Genomic DNA, 21466 nt, shown 5'->3' with positions numbered 1-21466 from the left:
TCGGGGTGACTGGTCCGGGTGGGTGGTCATGACCTCACGAGGCGGGCGATCGCCTCGGAGGCCTCCTTGAGCTTGAGCTCCTGCTCCTCCCCGCCCTGGCGGGCGGCGTCCACGAGGCAGTGCGCCATGTGGTCGTCGAGCAGCGAAAGGGCCAGCGCCTGCAGCGCCTTGGTGGCCGCGGAGACCTGGGTGAGGATGTCGATGCAGTACTTCTCGTCCTCGACCATCCGCTGGATGCCGCGGACCTGGCCCTCGATGCGGCGCAGCCGCTTGAGGTGGGCCTGGACGGCGTCGGCGTTGCCCTCGAGGTGTCCGTGCATGTCGCTCATGCTCGAAACCATACCCCCAGGGGGTATCGAGGACAAGGCCACCCCCACCCCGGGGGGTGGTATTTCGGCCCTGTTTTGCGCTCACGGGAGCGTGGAGGTCGCCCCGGCGTCTCCGCGGAGTCCTACAGTGACGATGACGGTCCTGGGGGGGCGTCTGGGGACATGCGAATGCGGTCCCCTGTGACTGTGAGGACCCTCCATGATCATCCGTGTAGCCCTTCTCGGGGCCGACGAGCTCGTACGACGTGGCCTCGAGGGCATGCTCAGCACGCTGGGGGGCTTCGAGCTCTGCAGCGTCAAGGACCGTGAGGCGCGTCCCATCGACGTGGCCCTGGTCGAGACCTACGGCGCGTCGACCGACGCATCCACCGTGGCCCGCGCGGTCGCGGACCCCTACATCCGCCGCGTCGCGGTCTTCACCTGGAACCACCACCCCGGCCTGGTCAACGAGGTCGTCCGCAGCGGCGTCTCCGGCTACCTCGCCAAGAGCCTGACCGCCCCGCAGCTGGGCCGCGCGCTCCGCGCCATCCACGACGGCGAGCTGGTCGTCGCGCCGGCGCACCTCGGCCGGCGCGAGCAGGACATCGCCTCGCTCAACGACGTCGACCACCTCACCACCCGCGAGCGCGAGACCCTCGCGCTCATCGCGACGGGTCGGAGCAACGACGAGATCGCGCAGGAGATGCGCATCTCGCTCAACTCGGTGAAGTCCTACATCCGCAGCGCCTACCGCAAGACCGGGGTGCAGAGCCGCAGCCAGGCCGTCCTCTGGGCCGTCTCGCACGGGCTCAACGCGCAGGTGCTCGAGCGGGTCTGAGGTCCGCGCCGCTCACGGAGCGCTCGGTGGTCGTCCAGGCGGTGCCCGGACGACCACCGCTCAGGGGACGACGTCGGCGCGCAGCTGCGGCAGCGGCGTCCACTCGCCCCGGGCGATGAGCACCTCGCGCAGCACGTCGGGCCGGTCGGTGATGATCCCGTCGACCCCCATGTCGAGGAGTCCCCGCATGGTGGCCGGGTCGTCGACGGTCCACACGACCACGCGGATGCCGAGCTCGTGGGCCCGGGCGATCACCCGCTCGGAGTGGATCGGCATCCGGCCCAGCCGCAGCGGCACGTGCGCGAAGGCGGCGCCCGTGCCGGGACGCAGGCCGGGAGGACGTACGCCGCCGCGCGAGCACGCGATGAGGGTCGTGAGCGAGCGCCAGCCGAGGGCCGTCGTCACGCCGGGGGCCTCGTCCTGGAGGCGGCGCAGCCAGCGGCTCCAGGCGCCGGCCACGAGGATCCGCTCCGCCCACCCCGGGTGGGCGTGGAGCAGCCGCGCCATCGCGCCGATCGACGCCTCGTCCTTGAGGTCGATGGCGAACCGCGCCCGCGGGAACGTCGCCATCGCCTCGGTCAGCGTCGGGATCTGGTCGGTGCCGTCGACGCGGAGCCGCCGCAGGTCGGCGAGGTCGAGGTCGGCGACCCGGCCGGGGTGCCCGGTGACCCGGCGCAGGCTCGCGTCGTGGAAGCAGACGACGTGGCCGTCGCGCGTGGTGTGCACGTCGGTCTCGAGGTAGGTCAGGCCGAGCGCGGTGGCGCGCGCGAAGGCGGCCAGGGTGTTCTCGGGGGCGAGCGCCATGCCACCGCGGTGCGCGATGGCGAGCGGGCCGGTGTGGTCGCCGTAGCTGGTCACGACCTCAGCATGAGGTGGCGCCGTCGCCCTGTCGCGCGGGAAGTGCCCGGCCGGGCGAGTGTTCACCGAGCCTTCGTCGCCCGGTCCGGGTGCCGGCCGCCCGTTCACCTGCTGGTCGCTCGGGTGCCCCACACTCCCGCCGTGCCGCACCCCCTCCTTCCTCCCCTCCTGGCCGGCGACCGGGCCCCGGCGCCCCGCACCCTCGTCGAGGTGGTCCGGGAGGTGGCGGCCTACTGGCCCGACGAGCCGGCGGTCGACAGCGGCGTGGCCGTGCTGACGTACGCCGAGCTGGTCGAGGCGGCCGACGCGCTCGCCGACGAGCTGGCCGGGCTCGGCGCCGGGCCGGGCGCGAAGGTGGCGGTGCGGGTGCGGTCGGGGACGACCGACCTCTACGTCGCGGTGCTCGGGGTGCTGTGGTCGGGCGCGGCCTACGTCCCGATCGACGCGGACGACCCCGACGAGCGCGCGCGGGTCGTCATCGCCGAGTCCGGCGCGGTCGCGGTGGTCGGCAACGACCTGGCGCTCACCCCGACCGGCGAGCGGCCTGCCCGGGAGCGCCGGGACCCGACGCCGCAGGACGACGCATGGGTCATCTTCACCTCCGGCTCCACCGGCACGCCGAAGGGCGTGGCGGTCACCCACCGCAGCGCGGCGGCGTTCGTCGACGCCGAGGCGCGGCTCTTCCTGCAGGACGCCCCGATCGGCCCGGGTGACCGGGTGATGGCCGGGCTCAGCGTCGCCTTCGACGCCAGCTGCGAGGAGATGTGGCTGGCGTGGGCCTACGGCGCCTGCCTGGTCCCGGCCCCGCGGTCGCTGGTGCGCTCCGGCGTCGACGTGGGCCCCTGGCTGGTCGCCAACGACATCACCGTCGTCTCGACGGTGCCGACGCTCGTCTCCCTGTGGCCGGCGTCCTCCCTGGCCCGGGTGCGGCTGCTCATCATGGGCGGGGAGGCGTGCCCGCCCGAGCTCGCGGCGCGGCTGGAGGAGCCGGGCCGGGAGGTGTGGAACACCTACGGACCCACCGAGGCCACCGTCGTGGCCTGCGCCGCGCTGCTCGACGGCTCGGACCCCGTCCGGATCGGGCTGCCGCTGGCCGGGTGGGACCTCGCCGTCGTCGACGCCCACGGGGACCCCGTCGCCGAGGGGGAGTCCGGCGAGCTGATCATCGGCGGCGTCGGGCTGGCGCGCTACCTCGACGCCGAGAAGGACGCGCAGGCCTATGCGCCGATGCCCTCGCTCGGCTGGGACCGCGCCTACCGCTCCGGCGACGTGGTCCGCAACGACCCGGACGGGCTGGTCTTCGGCGGCCGTGCCGACGACCAGGTCAAGGTCGGCGGCCGCCGCATCGAGCTCGGCGAGCTGGACGACCAGCTGCTGCGGCTGCCGGGCGTCGTGTCCGCCGCTGCGGCCGTGCGCGCGACCCGGTCCGGCAACAAGCTCCTCCTCGGCTACCTCACCGTCGACGAGTCGTACGACGCCGGCGCGGCCGCGGACCTGCTCCGCGAGCGGCTGCCCGCGGCGCTGGTCCCCCGGCTCGCGGTCGTGGACGACATGCCCACCCGCACCAGCGGCAAGGTCGACCGCGACGCCCTGCCGTGGCCGCTGCCGGGGGCCGCAAGCTCCGGGGGCTCCGGAGGTGGCGGCGCCGGCGGCTCGACCGACGGCGGGCTCGACCCGACGCAGGCCTGGCTCGCCCAGATCTGGTCCGACGTGCTCGGCGCCGAGGTGGCGGGTCCGCAGGACGACTTCTTCGCCTACGGTGGCGGCTCCCTGACGGCCGCGCAGGTGGTCAGCCGGATCCGGGAGCAGTATCCCGAGGTCGTCGTCGGCGACGTCTACGAGCACCCGACGATCGGCGGGCTCGCCGCGGCCCTGCCGCGGACCTCGACGGGTGCGACGCAGACCGACCGCGACGTGGTGCCGCTGCGGCGCAAGACGCAGGTCGGCCAGCTGCTGGCGTTCCTGCCCCTGCGCGCCCTCGCGGGGATGCGGTGGCTGACCTGGCTGATGCTCGGCAGCACCCTGGCGCACGGCGTGCTCGACCTGGCCTGGCTGCCGACGTACCCGGCGTGGGCCCTGGTCGTCCTCGGCTGGTTCTTCCTGGTCCCGCCGGGGCGGATGACCCTGGCCGCCCTCCTGGCCCGCGGGGTCCTGCGCGGCGTGACGGCGGGCGAGCACCCCCGCGGCGGCAAGGTGCACCTCCGCATCTGGCTCGCCGAGCGGATCCAGGACGAGCTCGCGGCCACGTCGCTGGCCGGCGCCCCGTGGTTCCCCGCCTACGCGCGGCTGCTCGGCAACCGGGTCGGCGCGGGCGTCGACCTGCACACCCTGCCCAGCGTCACCGGCCTCCTCACCGTCGGCGACGGTGCCGCGATCGAGCCGGAGGTCGACCTCGCCGGGCACTGGATCGACGGGGACGTGCTGCACGTCGGTCCCGTCACGGTGCGGGCCCGTGCCCGGGTCGGCGCGCGGTGCACCCTCGCCCCGGGGGCGGTGGTCGGCAAGGACGCCGAGGTCGCGCCCGGGTCCTACGTCGACGGTGTCGTGCCGGCCGGCGAGTACTGGTCCGGCGCGCCCGCGGAGCGCCAGTCCGACCGCGCGCGCGGGCCGTGGACGGGCGAGGCCTCCAGCGGCGACGGCGTGTGGCTCGGGGCGTACGGCGCCCTCGCCTGGCTCATCGCGGCGCTGCCCGCCGTGGCGATCGCCTGCGGGGCCCTGGTGCTGCTGCCGGCCGTCCGCGACGCCGGGTCGTTGGGCGACGCGGTCGCCTCCAGCTGGCCCTGGCTGCCCGCGGCGACCCTGGTCGGCTACGCCGTCCTCGCGCTGCTGGTGCTCGTGCTGGTCAGGGCCCTCGGGGCCGGCATGCAGGAGGGCCACGTGCCGGTCCGGTCGGGCACGGGCGTGCGGATCTGGGGGACGCTGCGGGTGCTCGACGAGGCGCGGACCTGGCTGTTCCCGCTCTACTCCAGCGCCCTCACCCCGTCGTGGCTGAGGCTGCTGGGCGCGCGGGTCGGGACCGGGGTCGAGGCCTCGACCGTGCTGCTGATCCCGCGGTTCACCACCATCGGCGACCACGCGTTCCTCGCCGACGACACCCTCGTCGGCTCCTACGAGCTCGGCGGCGGCTGGATGCGCGTGGCGCACGTCAAGATCGGCAAGCGCGCCTTCGTCGGCAACTCCGGCATGGCGGCGCCCGGCCGCAAGGTGCCCAAGGAGTCGCTGGTCGCGGTGCTCTCCGCCGCCCCGTCCCGCGGCGAGGCCAGGGCGCGGTCGTCGTGGGTCGGCAGCCCGCCGACGCGCCTGCGCCGGGCCGCGGCAGGCGGTGACGACTCCCGCACCTACGACCCGCCCACGGGCCTGCGCGTCGCGCGGGGTGCGGTCGAGCTGATGCGGGTGGTGCCGATGCTCGTGCTGGCGTTCCTCGTCGTCGGGGTCGCGGTCTCTCTCGGGTGGTTGCTGCAGCAGGGGCTGTGGCCTGCCGTCCTGCTCGCCGGGCCGGTGCTCCTGCTCGCCGGCGTCGTGGCGGCCGCCGTCGCGACCCTCGCCAAGTGGGTGCTGGTCGGGCGTCACGCGGTGGGGGACCACCCGCTGTGGTCGTCGTTCGTGTGGCGCAACGAGCTGGCCGACACCTTCACCGAGGTCGTCGCCGCACCGTGGTTCGCCGCCCCCGCGCAGGGGACCGTGGCGCTCAACGTCTGGCTCCGGTCGATGGGGGCGCGGATCGGTCGCGGCGTGTGGGTCGACAGCTACTGGCTGCCCGAGACCGACCTCGTCCGGCTCGACGACGGGGCGACGGTCAACCGCGGCTGCGTGGTGCAGACCCACCTCTTCCACGACCGGGTGCTGAGCATGGACGAGGTGGTGCTGCGCGCCGGCGCGACGCTCGGTCCCAACAGCGTGATCCTGCCGGCGGCGTCGATCGGCAAGCACACCACGGTCGGCCCGGTCTCCCTGGTCATGCGGGGCGAGGCGGTCCCGGCGCGCACGTGCTGGATCGGCAACCCCATCGGCCCGTGGGAGGTGTGAGGTGAGCGACGACTATCCTGCGGCGACCATGCCGCAGCCCACGACGGACCCCTACCTGCCCGGCCACGGCGACGCCTCCTACGGCGTGCGCCACTACTCGCTGGGCCTGGCCTACAAGGTCGTGGGCAACCGCCTCGACGGTGACGCCCGGCTCACCTGCGTCGCCCACGAGGACGTCAGCTCGATCGAGCTCGACCTGGCCCACCTGCGGGTCGCCAAGGTGTGGGTCGGGGGCGTCCAGGTCCGCTTCACCCACAAGCGCGACCGGCTCGCCGTCCCGGTCGTCGCCGCGGCGGGGGAGGAGTTCGAGGTCCGCGTCGCCTACGGCGGCAGCCCGCGGCCGCTGCGGGCCCGCCACCTCGGCACCGCCGGGTGGGAGGAGCTCGCCGACGGCGTCATCGTCGCCGCCCAGCCGCACGGCGCCCCCACCTGGTTCCCCTGCAACGACCGCCCGAGCGACAAGGCCACCTGGAGCGCCACCGTGCTGGCCCCGCAGGACTACCACGTCGCGATGTCGGGCGAGCTCGCCGGACGCCGCCGGCGCGGGTCGGGCGTCGAGTGGACCTACGAGATGACCACGCCGATGGCGCCCTACCTCGCCACGTGCCAGATCGGCCGCTACACGGTGCGCGAGCTGGCGGAGCGGGTCGTGGTGGTGGCGCCGGGCGACCTCACCGGCCCGGCGTACGACGCCTCCTTCGCGCAGCAGCCGGCGATGATGAGGTTCTTCGAGGACCGGTTCGGCGCCTACCCGTTCGGCACCTACACCTGCGTGGTGACCGACGACGACCTCGAGATCCCGCTGGAGTCGCAGTCGCTGTCGACGTTCGGCCGCAACTTCGCCTCCGAGGACTGGGACGCCGTGCGCCTGGTCGCGCACGAGCTGGCCCACCAGTGGTTCGGCAACGCCGTGACGCTGACGGAGTGGAAGGACATCTGGCTCCACGAGGGCTTCGCCTGCTACGCCGAGTGGCTGTGGTCGGAGGAGGCCGGGGACCGCTCCGCCGACGACTGGGCGCACCACCACCACGAGCGGCTGGCCGGGCTCGACCAGGACCTCCTGCTGGCCGACCCCGGACCGGAGCTGATGTTCGACGACCGCGTCTACAAGCGCGGAGCCCTCACGCTGCACGCGCTGCGCTCGGTGGTGGGCGACGACGACTTCTTCGAGGTCCTGCGCACCTGGGTGGCCGACCACACCGGTGCGAGCGTGACGACGGCCGACTTCGAGGCGGTGGTCGCGGCCGTCACCGGCGAGGAGCGCACCGACCTCTTCGACGCGTGGCTCAGGGAGCCGGCGCTGCCGGACCTGCCCAGCTGACGGCGGCGACGTGGCCCGCCGGCGCGGCGAGGTCGTGCCACTGCTCCCGGTCGAGCGACACCTCGGTCATCGGCGTGGCCAGGCCGGTGCCGCGCCGCTTGAGCACCGCCTCCTTGCGGCTCCAGGCGCGCGCCCGGGCGAGGTCGTCGTCGGCGGTCTCGCCGGCGGACAGCACCAGCGCGGCGTCCCACCCGCGCGCCACGGCCGCCACGGACTCCACGTCGACGCCGACGGGGCCGTCGGCGACCGCGGTGACCAGATGCGGGCCCGACCGGGAGAGCGACACGTGGAGCGCCGCGCCACCCGCGCGCAGCCAGGGACGCCCGTGGGCCGACGACCCGCACCGCGGGCACAGGCGCCCGCTGGTCACGGCCCGGGCGGGCACCCCGAGGTGGTCGGCGGCGTGCACCTCGAGCGCCCGGGCCGCGCCGGTGCCGGCGGCGTGCCAGCGGACGTCGTACATCGTCAGGTGCGGTAGCCGCCCAGCAGCTCGGCGAGGCGCAGGTGCGGCTGGGCCTCCTCGCGGCGGCCCTTGCGCTGCAGGGACCGGCCGAGCAGCAGGTGGGCGTAGGGCTCGTTGGGGTCGTGCTCGAGCAGCTCGGTCGCGACCCGGATGGTCCCGTCCAGCTGGGCGGAGTGGAAGAGCGAGCGCGCGAGCAGCAGACGTACGTCGGTGAGCTCGTGCACCACGTCGCCGGGGTCGTCGAGCAGCTCGGTGAGCAGGACGGCGGCCTCGCGGTAGGCGCGCTCCTCGAACAGCGCCTGCGCCCGGACCCACCGGTCGTGGGTGGAGTCCTCGAGCAGGCCCGCGTGTCCGCGCAGCAGGTCCTCGAAGGGGGTGAAGTCGGTCATCGTCGCTCCTCTCAGGAAGCTGTGCCGAAGGTGGTGTTCTTCCGAGCGTGCGCCCGGACGACGGCCCAACGCCGTACGTCGCCCGGCGATTCCGCGGAATACTGGGGGCACCAGCCCCGTTGAAGGTGATACAAACTTCAACTAGCACCGGAGGAACCATGCAGTTCGGCATCTTCAGCGTCGGCGACGTCACCCCCGACCCGACCGACGGACGCACCCCCTCCGAGGGCGAGCGGATCGCCTCGGTGACGGCGCTCGCGCTGAAGGCCGAGGAGGTCGGCCTCGACGTCTTCGCCACCGGCGAGCACCACAACCCGCCGTTCGTGGTGTCCTCGCCCACGACCCACCTCGGCTACATCGCGGCGAAGACCGAGAAGCTGCTGCTCTCGACCAGCACGACGCTCATCACCACCAACGACCCGGTGAAGATCGCGGAGGACTACGCCTTCCTCCAGCACCTCTCCGGCGGTCGCGTGGACCTGATGATGGGCCGCGGCAACACCGGCCCGGTGTACCCCTGGTTCGGCAAGGACATCCGCGACGGGATCAAGCTCGCGGTGGAGAACTACCACCTCCTCCGCACGCTGTGGCGTGAGCCGGTCGTCAACTGGCAGGGCCAGTTCCGCACCCCGCTGCAGGGCTACACCTCCACGCCGGCGCCGCTCGACGGCACGCCGCCCTTCGTGTGGCACGGCTCGATCCGCAGCACCGAGATCGCCGAGCAGGCCGCCTACTACGGCGACGGGTTCTTCCACAACCACATCTTCTGGAACAAGGAGCACACCGAGCAGATGGTGAAGCTCTACCGTCGCCGGTTCGAGCACTACGGGCACGGCGCCGCCGACCAGGCCTACGTCGGGCTCGGGGGCCAGGTGTTCATGGCCGGCAGCGAGGCGGAGGCCAAGCGGGTCTTCCGCCCCTACTTCGACAACGCCCCGGTATACGGCCACGGCCCGTCGCTGGAGGACTTCACGAAGATGACGCCGCTGACCGTCGGCACGCCGGAGCAGGTCATCGAGCGCACGCTCGGGTTCGCCGACTACGTCGGTGACTACCAGCGCCAGATGTTCCTCGTCGACCACGCCGGCCTGCCCACCTCGCTCGTGCTCGAGCAGGTCGAGATGCTCGGCACCGAGGTCGTGCCGGTCCTGCGCGCGGAGTTCGAGCGCCGCCGCCCGGCCCACGTGCCGAGCGACCCGCCGACCCACGCCTCGCTCGTGGCCGCCGGTCCGGACGCCCCGCACCACCTCGTCGAGCCGGCCCGCGCGCTGGTCGAGGCGGCCCAGGCGGCCCAGGGTGCCTCGCAGGCCTCCTCCCAGGCCGCCGAGGTCTCGGCATGACCCGTCGCATCGTGGTCGTGACGGCGGGGCTGACCGTCCCGTCGTCGACCCGGCTCCTCGCCGACCAGCTGGCCGAGGCCACCTCGACCCAGGTGACCGCCCGCGGCGAGTCGGTCGAGGTCGACTTCGTCGAGCTCCGGGAGGTCGCCGGCGAGCTGGCCACGTTCATGGTCACCGGCGGCATCCCGACGCCGCGGCTGACCGAGCTGCGCGAGCAGGTCGCCGCGGCCGACGGCCTCATCGCCGTGACGCCGGTGTTCAACAGCAGCTACAGCGGGCTGTTCAAGATGTTCTTCGACGCCCTCGACCCGGACTCGCTGACCGGTACGCCGGTGCTGATCGCGGCGACCGCCGGCACCGCGCGGCACCAGCTGGTCCTCGACCACGCGATGCGCCCGCTCTTCGCCTACCTCCGCGCGGTCGTCGTCCCCACCGGGGTCTTCGCGGCGACCGAGGACTTCGGCAGCCACGGGCTCTCCGACCGGATCACCCGGGCCGCGGCCGAGCTGGCCGCCGCGGTGCTGAGCCAGGGCGGCTACGGCGTGGGCGGGTTCGCACCCGACCTGGCCGCGCGCCCGCGGCGTACGTCCGGCACGCAGGTCGAGGTCGAGGTGACGCCCTTCGGCGACCTGCTGCGGGGTCACTCCGGCACCGACTGACCGCCCCTCACCACCCCGAGGCGGGTGGCGGGCGGGCGTGACGGCGTGGTTGCGTCGACAGGTCCCGCACCGCCAACCCTGGAGGAGACCATGAGCGACATCGTCTGGAGCTACCGCGACAGCGAGTGGGCCGAGGACCACGACCTGGTGGGCTACGACGTCGAGGGCGAGGACGGCTCGCTGGGCAAGGTCGACCAGGCCACGGCCGACACCGACGGGGCGTGGCTGGTCGTCGACACCGGCTTCTGGATCTTCGGCAAGAAGCGGGTGATCCCCGCCGGGACCGTCGTCGGGATGGACCACGAGGGGCAGCGGATCATCGTCAACGTCAGCAAGGACCAGGTCAAGGAAGCGCCCGACTACGACGAGGACACCTGGGACCAGCAGGCCCGCGGCCTCCATGCCGAGCACTACACGCAGCGCACCGGCCACGAGAACCGCGAGGACCTTCCCGGAGGCTCCTGGTCGACCGGCGAGGGAGCCGGCGGGAACGTGGGCGAGCGATGAGCCCCGTGCGGATCCGCCCGCTCGGCGGTGGGATCGGCTGCCTGATGATGATCCTGGTCTCGGTGGTGCTGTCGGTGCTGCTCACCGTGCTGCTCAACCTGGGCCGCTGATCCGGACTCCCTCGTCCGGGCCCCTCGTCCCCATCCGGGTCCTTCCGCGACCCGTCGCGCTGCTCCTAGGTTGGGACCGACCCGTCCCCGCGCCCGAGGAGCGACCCATGACGATCACCCTGAACCCCTACCTCAGCTTCCCCGACGGCCGGGCGCGGGAGGCGATGGAGCTCTACCAGTCGGTGCTGGGCGGTGAGCTCAGCGTGATGACGTTCGGCGACATGGGCACCGAGGGCCCGCTGGCCGAGCAGGTGATGCACGGTCAGCTAGAGACGCCGGCCGGCCTCGTGCTCATGGGCGCCGACGCCCCGCCCGAGATGGTGCAGGTCACCTTCGGCGACAGCATGTCGGTGAGCCTGTCCGGCGGTCCTGAGGACGCCGAGGAGCTCCGCGGCTGGTTCGCCGCGCTGTCGGAGGGCGGCGAGGTGCGCCAGCCGCTCGAGGCCGCGCCGTGGGGCGACGAGTTCGGGATGCTGGTGGACCGCTTCGGGGTCAGCTGGATGGTCAACGTGGCGGGGGCCGCTGCGGGCTGAGGCTGAGCCGCGGGCGCCCCGGTTCTTGGTGCCGGCGCAAGCGGTGGGGGTGGCGGCAGATTGCCCCCCGGCAGGCCTATGAACTGCGATGTGCCGCCACTTGGGGCGGGGTCGGTGGGGGTGGCGGCAGATTGCCCCCCGGCAGGCCCACGAACTGCGATGTGCCGCCACTTGGGGCGGGGTCGGTGGGGGTGGCGGCAGATTGCCCCCCGACAGGCCTACGAACTGCGATGTGCCGCCACGTGGGGCGGGGTCGGTGGGGGTGGCGGCAGATTGCCCCCCGACAGGCCTATGACCTGCGGTGTGCCGCCACCATGGCGGCGGGGTCCGCGGGCCTTCCGGGGCATGCTGGCGCGCCCGCCTCGTGCGGTCACTCACCCGGCCGCGGCCGCCCGGTTCTCCTCCGCCCGCCGGAGCAGGAGACCCCGCTCGCCCTCGTTGCGGGCGCGGGCGGCGGCGTCGGCGAACGCCTCGCTCGCCGCGTGGTGCTGCCCGTCGCGCTCGAGCAGGTCGCCGAGCACGCTCGGCACGAGGGGCGAGTCGCCCAGGGCAGCGGCGTCGACACGGGCGAGCACGGCGAGCCCGGCGTCGGGTCCGAAGGCCCGCCCGTGGGCGACCGCCCGGTTCACCTCGACGACCGGCCCGGGCGCGGCGCCGGCGAGGACGTCGTACAGACCTGCGATGCGGGGCCAGCTCGTGTCCTCGGCGCGGGGTGCGCGGGCGTGCTCCGCGGCGATCGAGGCCTGGAGGAAGTACCTGCCCACCGGGATCCCGGTCGCCGCGAGGACCTCGGCGCGGTGCAGGGCGGCGAGGCCGCGGCGGATCATCAGCCGGTCCCAGCGGGAGCGGTCCTGGTCGTCGAGGAGGACGGGTGCGCCGTGCGCGTCGACCCGGGCCGCGGTCCGGGATCCCTGCAGCTCGAGCAGGGCCTGGAGACCGAGCACCTCGGGCTCGTCGGGTGCGAGCGCGGCGAGCATGCGGGCCAGGCGCGTCGCATCGGCGGCCAGGTCGGGACGCATCCAGTCCTCGCCCGCGGTGGCGGTGTAGCCCTCGTTGAAGATGAGGTAGATGACGGCCATCACGTCGTCCAGGCGTGCGGTCCGCTCCGCGCCGGTGGGCAGCTCCAGCTCCGCGCGGGCCGCCGTGAGCGTCTTCTTGGCCCGCGAGATCCGCTGGCCCATGGTGGACTCGGTGGTGAGGAAGCCGCGGGCGATCTCGGCCGTGGTCAGACCGCCGACGAGCCGCAGCGTCAGCGCGGCCCGCGACTCGGGCGTCAGGCTCGGGTGGCACGACAGGAAGACGAGGCGCAGGACGTCGTCCTCGATGTGGTCGACCTGTCCGTCGAGGTCCGGCACCTGCGCCTCCTCTCCGCGGCTCGAGCCCTCGATCTCCGCCACCTTGCGGCGGAGGTTGTCGGCGCGCCGGAAGTGGTCGACGCCGCGACGCTTCGCCGTCGTCATCAACCACGCGGCGGGGTTCTCGGGGACGCCGGTCGTGGGCCACCGCTCGAGCGCGGCGACCAGGGCGTCCTGCGCCAGGTCGGCCGCGAGCTCGACGTCGCGGGTCATCCGCGTGAGGGCGCCGACGAGGCGGGCCCCCTCGGCCCGCCACGCGGCGTGGACGGCCTCGACCGGGTCGTCCGCACGGGAATCTGCCGGCACGTGGCCAGCGTAGTGAGCCGTGCTCAGGCGCTCGGCGTCTCCATGTCCGGGGCCTCGGAGATCTGGCGCATCGTCGCCACCACGGTCGCCTCCGGCCAGTGCTTGGCGTGCAGCTCGGCGAACTCACGCTGGTCGGCGACCGCCTCCTCGAGGCTGTCGTACTGCAGGAGCGACCAGCCGCCGACGACCTCCTTGCCCTCGGCGTACGGTCCGTCGACGCGGGTGACCTCGCCCTGGCGGACGACGAAGTTCACGGCGTCCTCGGTGCCGTAGAGGCCGCCACCGTCGACGAAGGTGCCGTTGGCGGCACGCTCGCCGATGTAGACGTCCATCGCGTCGAACAGCGACTGCGGGGGCATCCCGATGCCCTCTTCCATCCTGACGAATCCCATGAAACGCGGCATGTCGATCACTCCTGCTGGTTGGCGTGGTTGGTTCTCGCCCGTACGTCGATCGGCTGCCGGGTTCCTCGACATCGTCGCGCGAACTTTTTTCGGCCCGGCCGGTCGTACGCCGAAAATTGGTCACATCTCCGCCGCAGGCTGCACCTGCCGCGGTCGCGGAGGCAACATCTGGACATGACGGCGGTGCGTGTCGACGAGCGGGGATCGGTCCTCAGCGCGCTCGTGTGCGCCGCGGACGACTTCGCGGCCCGCGCCGAGTCGCAGGAGGCCCGTCGCGACCGTGCCCGCCCGGGCACCGGCGTGCACCACCTGCACGCCCACTCGGCCACCCTCTGGCGCCAGGCCGAGGGTGACCTGAGGGCGCGGATCGCCGAGCTGCAGCGCTAGGTCCGTCGCGCGTCGACCACGCCTCGTGGTCAGTTCTCGCAGGCGGTGCCGTCCTTGTCGCGGTCGAGCATGCCGTCGTTCTGCCAGTAGACCTGGACGGCGAGCTTGGTGGTGGCCGGGCGGGAGTAGCCGTCGCGGACCGCCTTGGCGGCAGCCGCGGGACCCTTGGCCACGCCGTTGGGCCACTTGGCGGTGAGGGCGTCGCAGGAGCGGAAGACGGGGGCGGCCGCCTCGGCGGGGGTCATGGTCAGCAGGGGAGCGGCGAGGGCGAGAGCGGCGAGCGCTCCGCGGAAGGTCCTGGTCATGCCGGGACCGTATGTCGCGCCCGCCGGCCCGCGCAGGGAAAGCCCCGAATCGCGCACGAGCTGCACGGATCGGTGAAATCGTGGCCCGGTCAGCGTCACCACCACCACGGGGTTCCACCATGATCCAGCACGTCGCCCGCGCCCTCTCGCTCCTCCTGGCCGCCATCGGCCTCACGACGCTCGCCGCCCCCGCGCACGCGATCGTCGACCGCGACTGCGGTGACTTCGCCACCCAGGCGGCGGCCCAGGCGTTCATGCTGGCCTCGGGACCGGGTGACCCGCACGGCCTCGACGGGAGCGACGACGACGGGCGGGCCTGCGAGTCCAACCCGTGCCCCTGCGGCACCACGGCGCCGCAGCCGCTGGTCGGCCCGGGCAGCACGCAGAGCTCCCAGTCGGGCTCGCAGTCGGGCTCCCACTCCGGCGCCCAGTCCGGCACCGACGTCGTACGCCGCAACGTCGGCAACGTCGTCAAGGTCACCGACGGCGACACCCTCGAGGTGCGCGTCCGCGGCATCGGCATCCGCGACGTCCGGATCATCGGCATCGACACCCCGGAGGTGTACGGCGGAGCGCAGTGCGGCGGCCGGAGGGCCAGCCAGCGGATGCGCGAGCTCGCGCCGGTCGGCTCCACCGTCACGCTGCTGAGCGACCCGAGCCAGGACGACCGCGACCGCTACGGCCGCCTGCTGCGCTACGTCGAGCGACGCGGCAAGGACGTCGGTCGCGCGCAGGTCAACCTCGGGCAGGCGAAGGTGTACGTCTACGACCGCACGCCGTTCCGCCGCACCGCCGGCTACGAGCGGGTCGAGCGCAGCGCCCGCACCCACCACCGGGGGTCGTGGGGGACCTGCTGGCGGTAGGGGGCCGTGCTCGCCGCCCCGGCGGTTCGGCCGTGCAGAATGGGGGCCGTGAACGCACTCGAGTGGCTGGCTGCGGCGCTGATCGCGCTGTTCGTGGCCATCTCGCTGATGATGCTGGTCGTCGGGAGGCGCACCCCGGGCGGGCGGAGCAGGGTCGAGCTGGCGTGGCAGGTCTTCGACCTGGTGTTCGGCCTGTCTGCACTGTCGCTGCTGCTCGTTCAGGTGGACGGCGCCTTCTGGCTCGTCGCGTGCATCTTCCTCGTGCGCGTGGCAGCGGACCGCAGGCAGGTCGGGAAGGCAGAACCCGCTCCGGAGTGATCGTGGGTGAGGGTCGACTGTCGCGCCTGCCCCAGCTTTGCCAGCAGCGCAGGCTGGCTCGGCACCCGAGGACGGCACGTCGGTACTCGCGGACGAGGCCGGCACCCACGCCGGCCGAGATGATGTCCGGGTGATCACCACCGTCCTCGTCGAGCACCGATGGCTGACGACGACCGCGCTCGTGCTGCTGGTCGTGCTGGGTCCCGCGGTGGGCTACTGGCTGACGGACCGGCCCCGTCTGGCAGGAGCGGCGGCGCTGCTGAGCCTGGTGCCCGTTGCTGCGCTGACGCTGATGCCGACGAGTCGTGACCTCGCGGTCGGCTGCGCCGTGGAGTGGGCCATGCCGAGCCTCGGAGCGGTGGAGCCGATGGCCAACCTCGTGCTCTTCGTCCCGCCGGCCCTTCTCCTCGGGGTGGCGCTGAGACGCCCGATCGCCGTGCTCGTCGGGGCGAGCGCGGTGTCCGCGTTGATCGAGCTCGCCCAGGCGTTCCTGACCGGCCTCGGTCGGTCCTGCTCGACCAACGACTGGCTCTCCAACACGCTCGGCGCTGCTCTGGGGGCGGGCCTGGCCGTGGCGGCGCTGTGGCTCCGCTCGTACGTCGACCGCAGTGGCGAGTCCTCTGACCGAGCGACGGTGGACGCACAGGCGTGAGGCGCGCCGGCCGACTCCCGGCGTTCGAACACCCTTGCGAATACAACTCAGAGGGCGTACGCTGGGTGGTACGTCCGCGAGGCTCCGGGCCACCAGCTCTCGAGGGGTGCGCCTTCCCGGTTCTGATGTGGACGAGTTGCGAGGGTGAGTAATAGTCCGCCAAGCCGGGCCTCCAGGAGCGACGACCGTTGTCCGTCACGCATGCCGCGTGGCGTGGACCGTCGTCGGAAGGAGCCCCACGGTGACTCACCCCAGCACCACGCACCCGATCGTGGCCGCTGCCACCGACGTTCGGTCGGTGCTGAAGTCGGTGGCGGACACGAACCCGACGTTCATGACCACGGCCGACAAGGCGACGGCGTTGACCGAGCTGGTCGCTGCGGAGGCGCAGCTGGCGGAGCTGCGGCTGCGGATCCTGGCCGACGCCGGCGACCTCGCTGACGCCACCGCTGCGAGGGACGCAGCGGGGTGGCTGGCGCAGGTCACGCGGACGCGGTACGCCGACGCCCGCGCCGACCTGGCCCTCGCCACCGCGCTGGAGCGGGAGCGTCCGGTCCTCGCGGCCGCGATGCGCGACGGCGCCGCGACGCTCGCTCAATCGCACGTCATCCACCGCGCCTTGCAGACCCTGGACGCCCTACCCGCCAGCGTCGACGCCGAGGCCGTGGACCGTGCTGAGCAACACCTCGTGCAGCAGGCCGCCACGTTCGGACCCAAGGAGCTGGGCCGGATCGGACGCCGCATCCTCGACGTCGTCGCCCCCGACATCGCCGACGCCGCCGAAGCCGCCCGCCTCGCCGCTCTCGAGGCCCACGCCACCGACCAGACCCGCCTCACCCTGCGCCGGGTCGGGGACGGCACCACCCGCATCACCGGACGCGTGCCCGACGCCGTCGGCACCCGGCTCGCCACCTACCTCGAAGCGTTCACCAACCCCCGCCTCCACCAAGCCGACGGGGACACGCCCAGCGGTGACCCGCTCACCCGCACCGCCTACCCGAAGAGGCTCGGCCACGCGCTGTGCCAGCTCCTCGAGGCGATCGACCCCACCCGCCTCCCGGTCCACGGCGGCGACGCCACCACCGTGGTCGTCACCATCCCCTTCGCCGCCCTGCGCAGTGACCTGTGGACCGCGGACCTCACAGGCGCCGGTCTGGTGCCCGGCGACGACCTCACCGGCGACCGCATCACCGCCGCCGAAGCCCGACGCCTGGCCTGCACCGCGCGGATCCTCCCCGCGGTCCTCGGCGGCGACAGCCTTCCCCTCGACCTCGGCCGCACCCGCCGCCTGTTCACCCCGGCCCAACGCAAGGCGATGCTGGTCCGCGACCGCACGTGTCGCGCCGAGGGCTGCGGCATCCCCGGCACCTGGTGCGAGGCCCACCACCTCCACCCCTGGCACACCGGCGGACCCACCGACCTCACCAACGGCGTGCTCCTCTGCTCACACCACCACCACCGAGCCCACCACACCGCACACCGCCCCGACCGCCTCCCCAACGGAGACCTCCGCTTCCACCCACGCAGATAGGGCCCACGGCCGGCGGAGAGCCGCCGCACCCAAACGCCCCTCGCCTGTCAGCACCGGGTGGTTGGATGGCAGCGCCATGAGCCGATGGACCGCCAGCCAGGTGACCGAGGTCGCGCCCGACGCCGCCTCGCTGGCGGCCGGGCGCAAGCTGGCGGTGCCGGGACCGTGGCGCGAGACCGGCTGCAACGACGTGCTCGTCTGGGGCCAGTGCCAGGGCAGCGGCAAGACGCCCTACCAGGTGAGCGTCGACCTCACCGGGCCTGCCTACCGCTGCTCCTGCCCGAGCCGGAAGTTCCCCTGCAAGCACGCCCTCGCCCTGCTGATGCTGTGGTCCGAGGGGCGGATGGACGACTCCGGGCAGGTCGCCGCCTTCGCCGAGGAGTGGGCCGGGCAGCGCGCCGCGCGGGCAGGCGCACCCGCGCCCGCGGCGGACAAGCCGGCGGACCCGGCCGCCCGGGCGAAGCGGCTCGAGCAGCGGCTGGCCCGGATGGACGCCGGCATCGAGGACTTCCGGCTGTGGCTCACCGACCTGGTCCGCAGCGGGCTCGCCGCGGCGCGGGCTCAGCCGTACTCGTTCTGGGACGACGCGGCCGCGCGCCTGGTCGACGCCCAGGTGCCGGCCCTGGCGGAGCGCGTGCGCGAGGCCGGTTCGCTCGTCCACGCGCGACCCGACTGGGCGCACCACCTGCTCGCCGAGGTGGGTCGGTGGTGGACGATCACCTGCGCGTGGCAGGGCCGGGACCGGCTCGACGCCGACGAGCTGGCCGACGTCCGGGTCGCCGTCGGCTGGGCGCAGTCGAGCGAGGAGGTCCGCGACGGCGACGCCCGGCCGGGGCCGTGGACCGTGCTCGGCGCCCACCGCTCCGACGACGGCCGCCTCCAGCAGCAGCGCACCTGGCTGGCGCACGACGACGGCGAGGTCGTCGTCGTGCTGGACTTCGCGGGCTACGGCCAGGCGCTGGCGGTGCCGCAGCTCAGCGGCGCCCGCCTCGACGTCGTGGTGTCGCGCTACCCCGGGTCCGACCCCCGTCGTGCGATGTTCCGCGACCCGCCCGCGGGCGCCGAGCCGGTGACGGCGCTGCCCGGGCGTACGTCCCTCGCCGAGGTGCACGCCGCAGCCGCGGCTGCGCTGGCGCGGGCGCCGTGGCGCGACCGTCACCCCGCGCCGCTCGCCGGCGTGCGCATCGTGGGAGGAGGCGGCGAGGGCGGCGAGGGCAGCGAGTGGCACGCGAGCGACGCGTCGGGATCGGTGCCGCTCGCGGCGGGCGCGCCCGTGTGGATGCTGCTGGCGCTCAGCGGCGGCGAGCCGGTCGACGTGTTCGGCGAGCTCGAGTCGGGCGTCCTGCGCCCGCTGTCGGTGTGGCTCGAGGACCGGGTGGTGGGCCTGTGAGCGGCCTCGGGACGTGGCTGACCGAGGTCGGCACCGCAGCGCTGGTCGGTACGGCGCGGCGCGAGCCACCGGTCGCTCCGTCCGTCCTCGGCCTCGAACCGGACGACGGCTCACCCGCCGAGGAGCGCCTGCTGGCGAGCGCCGCCCTGGTCGACGTGACCACCCGGGCCGGCGCCCTTCTGGCCGAGCCCCGGGCCGGCGGCGACACCGCGCCGACCGAGGTCCTGCCTGCGTGCAGCGACACCGCGGCCCAGCTGCTCCACCTCCTCCTCACCCAGCCGCCGGTGTCAGGCAGCGCGCGCGACGACCTGGTGCTCGAGTGGCTGCGGCTGGCCGCCGAGGCGCAGCAGCGGGCACCGTGGTGGTTGCTGCCCGGCCTCATGGACCTCGCGGCCGGACGACGGCCCGTCGCCCTCGCCCTCGCCACGGCGCTCGGTGCCCGCGGCACCTGGCTGGCCGGCCTCAACCCGGCCTGGGCGTCGCTCGTCGTCCCGGCCGGGGACGCACCGGTGGCGGACGGGCCTGCCGACGACTGGACGGCGGCGTGGCCCACGCTGCCGACAGCCGAGGCGATCCCCGCCTTCGCCGCCGGCCGCCGCGCCGACCCCGACGCGGCGCGTCTGCTCCTCGACGCCCAGTGGGACAGCGTCTCGGCCAAGGTGCGCGCCGAGGCGCTGCGCTCCTTCCGCCACGGGATCTCGCCTGCCGACGAGCCGCTCCTCGAGCGCGGCCTCGACGACAGGGCCGTCAGCGTGCGGGAGGTCGCGGCCTCCGTGCTGGGGCTGCTGCCCGACAGCGCCCGGAGCGCACGGATGGCCGCGCGCCTCCGCTCCCTGGTGCGGGTCCGGGGCACCATCGTGCGCCACCTCGAGGTCGACGTCCCCGACGCGCCCGACGCCGTCGGGGTCCGCGACGGCCTGACCGCCCCGACGAGGACCGGGACCGTGGCCCCCACCACCTGGCTCGCGCAGGTCGTCCGGGCCGCGCCGCTCCGCACGTGGACCGACATCACCGGCAGGTCCGCGGCCGGGACCCTGAAGATGCTGCGCGACGACGACGTGCGGGGCTGGCTCGTCGATGCCGTCGTCGAGCACCGCGACCGGGAGTGGGCCGTCGCCTGCGTCGGACTCGGCGTCAGCGACCCGCGCCTGGTCTGGCTGCTGCCCGAGCAGGAGCGCACTGACCTCCTCGTCGCCTGGGTGACCCGGCCCCCCAAGGGGCGCGACCTGCGCACGCTGCTGACGGGCGCGCCGCGGCCCTGGCCCGACGAGCTGGGCCGCGCCGTGCTCGCCGGCCTCCGCAGGGAGGGGGGCAACCCGCTCCTCGAGCAGGCCGCGGCCCCGCTGCTGGCCGCGGCGCTCCCCCCGTCGCTGACGCCCGAGATCCGCGTCGCCCTCGAGCGCGCCCCGGCCGACGCCATGTTCCTGCGCCGCGCCCTCACCGAGACCCTGCAGCTCCACGCGTTCCGCACATCCCTCACGGAGGCCTTCAGATGACCACCAGCCAGCCACCCGCCGCGGGAGTGCTGCGCCAGCACGCCGAGGACGCGTACGCCGACGAGCTCGCCGCGCTGGCCGCGGTCGACGACCGGCCCCGGCCGCCCTCGTGGCACCTGTCGCCGTGGGCGGTGGCGACGTACGTCCTGGGCGGCGCGCTGCCCGACGGCACCGTGGTGACGCCGAAGTACCTCGGCCAGCGGCGCCTGGTCGAGGTCGCCATCTCCTCCCTCGCCACCGACCGCGCCCTGCTCCTGCTCGGGGTCCCGGGCACCGCCAAGTCCTGGCTCGGGGAGCACCTCGCCGCCGCCATCAGCGGCCGCTCGACGCTGGTCGTGCAGGGCACCGCCGGGACCCAGGAGGAGGCGCTGCGCTACGGCTGGAACTACGCCCGGCTGCTGGCCGAGGGACCCTCGCGCGAGGCGCTCGTGCCGGGGCCGGTCATGCGGGCCATGGAGACGGGGGCCATCGCCCGCATCGAGGAGCTCACCCGGATCCCCTCCGACGTCCAGGACTCCCTCATCAGCATCCTGTCGGAGAAGACACTGCCGATCCCGGACCTCGACGAGGAGGTGCAGGCGCGGCCCGGCTTCAACGTCATCGCCACCGCCAACAACCGCGACAAGGGCGTCAACGACCTGTCGTCCGCGCTGCGCCGGCGCTTCAACACCGTCGTCCTGCCCCTGCCCGACACCCTCGAGCAGGAGGTCGAGATCGTCCGCACGCGGGTCACCGCGCTCGGCGCCTCGCTCGAGCTGCCCGCCGACCTCGCCTCGCTCTCGGAGATCCAGCGCGTCGTCACCGTGATGCGCGAGCTCCGCAGCGGCGTGACCACCGACCAGCGCACGACGATCAAGTCGCCGAGCTCCACCCTGTCGACCGCCGAGGCGATCTCGGTGATGACCAACGGCCTCGCCCTCGCCGCCCACTTCGGGGACGGCACCGTGCGGGCCGAGGACGTCGCGGGCAGCCTCCTCGGTGCGGTCGTCAAGGACCCCGTGCAGGACCAGCTGGTCTGGCAGGAGTACCTCGAGACGGTCGTCCGCAACCGCCGCGAGTGGAGCGACCTCTACCGCGCCTGCCGGGACCTGGGCTGAGCCGGCTCGC

The 21466-nt window shown here is 74.1% G+C and carries 22 protein-coding genes; 15 read left to right on the top strand and 7 right to left on the bottom strand.

Going from position 1 to position 21466, the window contains the following annotated elements; translation table 11 throughout:
• Positions 1 to 26: 26 nt before the first annotated feature.
• Positions 27 to 329 (bottom strand): metal-sensitive transcriptional regulator, encoded by a 303-nt coding sequence (locus SHK17_RS20635; protein ID WP_322423595.1) that lies wholly within the window; start codon positions 327 to 329, stop codon positions 27 to 29.
• Positions 330 to 528: 199 nt separating this feature from the next.
• Between SHK17_RS20635 and SHK17_RS20630 the strand changes: the two genes are divergently transcribed.
• Positions 529 to 1146: a response regulator transcription factor gene (locus SHK17_RS20630; protein WP_172268059.1), complete on the top strand. Its 618-nt coding sequence runs from the start codon at positions 529 to 531 to the stop codon at positions 1144 to 1146.
• Positions 1147 to 1206: 60 nt separating this feature from the next.
• Here the strand turns inward: SHK17_RS20630 and SHK17_RS20625 are convergent, their stop codons facing one another.
• The gene (locus SHK17_RS20625) at positions 1207 to 2004 is read right to left on the bottom strand and encodes a glycerophosphodiester phosphodiesterase family protein (RefSeq protein ID WP_216652064.1); all 798 of its coding nucleotides are present in this window, start codon (positions 2002 to 2004) and stop codon (positions 1207 to 1209) included.
• 141 nt (positions 2005 to 2145) lie between these two features.
• Here SHK17_RS20625 and SHK17_RS20620 point away from each other — a divergent pair, with 141 nt between their 5' ends.
• Positions 2146 to 6030: a Pls/PosA family non-ribosomal peptide synthetase gene (locus tag SHK17_RS20620; protein ID WP_322423594.1), complete on the top strand. Its 3885-nt coding sequence runs from the start codon at positions 2146 to 2148 to the stop codon at positions 6028 to 6030.
• Between the two features lies 1 nt (position 6031).
• The gene (locus tag SHK17_RS20615) at positions 6032 to 7351 is read left to right on the top strand and encodes a M1 family metallopeptidase (RefSeq protein WP_322920578.1); all 1320 of its coding nucleotides are present in this window, start codon (positions 6032 to 6034) and stop codon (positions 7349 to 7351) included.
• Here SHK17_RS20615 and SHK17_RS20610 read toward each other — a convergent pair.
• On the bottom strand, positions 7317 to 7814 hold the full coding sequence (locus tag SHK17_RS20610; RefSeq protein WP_172268050.1) for a 4'-phosphopantetheinyl transferase family protein: 498 nt from the start codon (positions 7812 to 7814) through the stop codon (positions 7317 to 7319). The two genes, SHK17_RS20615 and SHK17_RS20610, sit on opposite strands and share 35 nt — an antisense overlap.
• A 2-nt stretch (positions 7815 to 7816) precedes the next feature.
• Entirely contained in the window at positions 7817 to 8203 is a 387-nt protein-coding gene (locus tag SHK17_RS20605) for a tetratricopeptide repeat protein (RefSeq protein ID WP_172268046.1), read from the bottom strand.
• Between the two features lie 158 nt (positions 8204 to 8361).
• Between SHK17_RS20605 and SHK17_RS20600 the strand changes: the two genes are divergently transcribed.
• The 4 genes from SHK17_RS20600 (at position 8362) to SHK17_RS20585 (ending at position 11352) form a co-directional block, all read left to right on the top strand.
• Positions 8362 to 9543 (top strand): LLM class flavin-dependent oxidoreductase, encoded by a 1182-nt coding sequence (locus tag SHK17_RS20600; RefSeq protein WP_322423592.1) that lies wholly within the window; start codon positions 8362 to 8364, stop codon positions 9541 to 9543.
• Positions 9540 to 10202 (top strand): FMN reductase, encoded by a 663-nt coding sequence (locus tag SHK17_RS20595; protein ID WP_172268017.1) that lies wholly within the window; start codon positions 9540 to 9542, stop codon positions 10200 to 10202. The genes SHK17_RS20600 and SHK17_RS20595 overlap by 4 nt, the downstream gene beginning before the upstream one ends.
• A gap of 90 nt (positions 10203 to 10292) precedes the next feature.
• On the top strand, positions 10293 to 10709 hold the full coding sequence (locus tag SHK17_RS20590; RefSeq protein ID WP_322423591.1) for a PRC-barrel domain-containing protein: 417 nt from the start codon (positions 10293 to 10295) through the stop codon (positions 10707 to 10709).
• A gap of 217 nt (positions 10710 to 10926) precedes the next feature.
• Positions 10927 to 11352: a VOC family protein gene (locus SHK17_RS20585; protein ID WP_322920577.1), complete on the top strand. Its 426-nt coding sequence runs from the start codon at positions 10927 to 10929 to the stop codon at positions 11350 to 11352.
• Positions 11353 to 11726: 374 nt separating this feature from the next.
• Here SHK17_RS20585 and SHK17_RS20580 read toward each other — a convergent pair whose 3' ends face one another.
• The gene (locus SHK17_RS20580; RefSeq protein ID WP_322920576.1) at positions 11727 to 13013 is read right to left on the bottom strand and encodes an RNA polymerase sigma factor; all 1287 of its coding nucleotides are present in this window, start codon (positions 13011 to 13013) and stop codon (positions 11727 to 11729) included.
• A 23-nt stretch (positions 13014 to 13036) separates the two neighbouring features.
• The gene (locus SHK17_RS20575; RefSeq protein WP_253943032.1) at positions 13037 to 13390 is read right to left on the bottom strand and encodes a YciI family protein; all 354 of its coding nucleotides are present in this window, start codon (positions 13388 to 13390) and stop codon (positions 13037 to 13039) included.
• A 201-nt stretch (positions 13391 to 13591) separates the two neighbouring features.
• On the opposite strand from SHK17_RS20575, the gene SHK17_RS20570 reads away from it, so the two are divergent.
• Positions 13592 to 13804, top strand: a complete 213-nt coding sequence (locus tag SHK17_RS20570) for a hypothetical protein (protein WP_172268005.1) — start codon at positions 13592 to 13594, stop codon at positions 13802 to 13804.
• A 29-nt stretch (positions 13805 to 13833) separates the two neighbouring features.
• Here the strand turns inward: SHK17_RS20570 and SHK17_RS20565 are convergent, their stop codons facing one another.
• Positions 13834 to 14109 carry an excalibur calcium-binding domain-containing protein gene (locus SHK17_RS20565; RefSeq protein ID WP_172268002.1) on the bottom strand — a complete coding sequence of 92 codons (276 nt, stop codon included), beginning with the start codon at positions 14107 to 14109 and terminating at the stop codon, positions 13834 to 13836.
• A gap of 119 nt (positions 14110 to 14228) precedes the next feature.
• On the opposite strand from SHK17_RS20565, the gene SHK17_RS20560 reads away from it, so the two are divergent.
• The 7 genes from SHK17_RS20560 to SHK17_RS20530 all read left to right on the top strand — a co-directional run bounded on the left by SHK17_RS20560 (position 14229) and on the right by SHK17_RS20530 (position 21456).
• The gene (locus SHK17_RS20560; RefSeq protein ID WP_322920575.1) at positions 14229 to 14972 is read left to right on the top strand and encodes a thermonuclease family protein; all 744 of its coding nucleotides are present in this window, start codon (positions 14229 to 14231) and stop codon (positions 14970 to 14972) included.
• A gap of 48 nt (positions 14973 to 15020) precedes the next feature.
• Positions 15021 to 15290, top strand: coding sequence for a hypothetical protein (locus SHK17_RS20555; protein ID WP_322920574.1), 270 nt, complete (start codon positions 15021 to 15023; stop codon positions 15288 to 15290).
• Positions 15291 to 15420: 130 nt separating this feature from the next.
• Complete coding sequence (locus SHK17_RS20550) at positions 15421 to 15942, top strand: VanZ family protein (protein WP_322920573.1); 522 nt, start codon at positions 15421 to 15423, stop codon at positions 15940 to 15942.
• Positions 15943 to 16183: 241 nt separating this feature from the next.
• Positions 16184 to 17473 (top strand): HNH endonuclease signature motif containing protein, encoded by a 1290-nt coding sequence (locus SHK17_RS20545; RefSeq protein ID WP_322920572.1) that lies wholly within the window; start codon positions 16184 to 16186, stop codon positions 17471 to 17473.
• Positions 17474 to 17549: 76 nt separating this feature from the next.
• Positions 17550 to 18863, top strand: coding sequence for an SWIM zinc finger family protein (locus SHK17_RS20540; protein WP_322920571.1), 1314 nt, complete (start codon positions 17550 to 17552; stop codon positions 18861 to 18863).
• Positions 18860 to 20359, top strand: a complete 1500-nt coding sequence (locus tag SHK17_RS20535) for a DUF5691 domain-containing protein (protein WP_322920570.1) — start codon at positions 18860 to 18862, stop codon at positions 20357 to 20359. The genes SHK17_RS20540 and SHK17_RS20535 overlap by 4 nt, the downstream gene beginning before the upstream one ends.
• Complete coding sequence (locus SHK17_RS20530) at positions 20356 to 21456, top strand: ATP-binding protein (protein WP_172267977.1); 1101 nt, start codon at positions 20356 to 20358, stop codon at positions 21454 to 21456. Before SHK17_RS20535 ends, SHK17_RS20530 begins: the two co-directional genes overlap by 4 nt.
• The last annotated feature ends 10 nt before the right edge of the window (positions 21457 to 21466 follow it).

It is taken from the genome of Nocardioides renjunii, assembly GCF_034661175.1.
Classification (GTDB): domain Bacteria; phylum Actinomycetota; class Actinomycetes; order Propionibacteriales; family Nocardioidaceae; genus Nocardioides; species Nocardioides renjunii.
Note: the sequence above shows the minus strand (reverse complement) of the source record. Positions and strands in the feature narration are given on the sequence as shown.